The sequence below is a fragment of the Streptomyces sp. NPDC096046 genome (assembly GCF_040303285.1).
Lineage (GTDB): Bacteria > Actinomycetota > Actinomycetes > Streptomycetales > Streptomycetaceae > Streptomyces.
This window is the reverse complement of the sequence record NZ_JBEOSZ010000104.1, coordinates 1-1596: the sequence shown is the minus strand read 5'-3', so window position 1 is coordinate 1596 and position 1596 is coordinate 1. Positions and strand designations below refer to the sequence as shown.

The 1596-nt window shown below is 68.2% G+C and carries 1 protein-coding gene; it reads left to right on the top strand.

Going from position 1 to position 1596, the window contains the following annotated elements; translation table 11 throughout:
• Positions 1–440, top strand: a 440-nt coding sequence (locus ABTX62_RS37730; RefSeq protein WP_502998087.1) for a YncE family protein, incomplete at its 5' end; no start/stop codon positions are given.
• Between the last annotated feature and the right edge of the window lie 1156 nt (positions 441–1596).

The window sequence follows — 1596 nt, the reverse complement described above, 5'->3', positions numbered from 1 at the left end:
TCATCGACACCATCCCTGTCGGTGATGGCCCGGTGGGTGTGGCGGTCTCCCCGGGCGGCACCCGTGTCTACGTCACCAACTCCGCTTCGGACACTGTGTCGGTGATCGACACCACCACCAACATGGTCACCGCCACCATTCCCGTCGGCCTAGGACCGCTGGGTGTGGCGGTTACCCCGGGCGGTGCCCGTGTCTACGTCACCAACTCGGCTTCAGGCACTGTGTCGGTGATCGACACCGGCACCAACACCGTCACCGACACCGTCACCGTCGACGGCAGCCCGGTTCGCGCGGCGGTCTCCCCGGGCGGTGCCCGTGTCTACGTCACCAACTCGGCTTCAGGCACTGTGTCGGTGATCGACACCGCCACCAACACCGTCACCGACACCGTCACCGTCGGCAGCGCCCCGGTGGGCGTGGCCATCGCACCCACCACCTGACGAGAGCGACGAGACGGAGGAGACGTTCACAGCCCTTCACCAGTCCGGGCGGACTCGACCAGCTTGCACGCCACGACCGGACCGGCCGCGCGCCGGTGACCCTCACCCGCAGCCACACAGTGGCAACGTCACCAGGTCCGCGGGCAGCCGACCGTGGATCTGGCCACCTTCACCAGCGTGCCCTGCGACATGGAGCCGCCTGCTGTCCGCGCCACCGTCGCAGGGTAGGCGGCGGGGCCCGCACCCTCCTGCCGGTCACCAGGTGGCAGATGCCGCCCTGCCCGGGCGCGCTCGGCATCTGCCTGCTGCGGGACTGCGACTCCACATGCCCAGCCACAGCGAGAAGGCGACCATCGCCGCGGTCGCAGGCACCAGTCGAGCATCCGCGGCCGGGCCGGCACGTCGCGAACGAGTGTCAGCGGCCCGTCCCCTGGGATAGCACGAGCGAAGCCGTCACCGAGGGGTGCGCACGTCGGCGGCCTTGACCGGGATCGACGACCTCCCCGCCCGCCTCTGTCATCCACCGGCCTTGATTGCGATGGACATACACGCCTTGCCAAGGACCGATCCGCTCCTGACCGCAGAACTGCCATGGACGGAACGCGGCCGAGGTCGGGCCACAACTCACCTGATGCCGTAGGGGAAGGCTCGCCGGGCTCATCAAACCGCTGCGTCGGGTACGTCCGGCCTTCGCGCGTGCCCTTCTCGCTGCGGATGCGGCGTGTTCTTTGCGCTGAGCGCGAGTAGGCCGGGGTGGCGGGCGTTGGTCTTGCGCCAGCGCAGGTAGCTGCCTGGGCGCGCTGAGGGCGGAGCTGCTGGGAGAGATGAGGAGGCATGGCCGACCTGTCACGGGATCCGGCAACTGCGGCCCGCATCGGTGCTCTGACGGTCCGTTGCCCACGTCGGCTTCCGTGACCGTTTGCCGTCACGCTCGTTACCTGACGCCCCGCTTGCGAGGACAGGAGCGGGCATTACCTCTTCCTTAGCGCTTTCTTCCCAGGTCATAGCCGAGTTTCTGGCGCCATCTGGTGTCGCTGCTCAGTCTGGCCTGGATGGGGCAGCAGTAGCGGGATTACTCCGTTTGGGTGGTTGGTGGTGGCGGTGTCTTGTCACCCGGTTGGGTGTGTGGGTCACTGAGAGTGTGAACCGGCGGGCT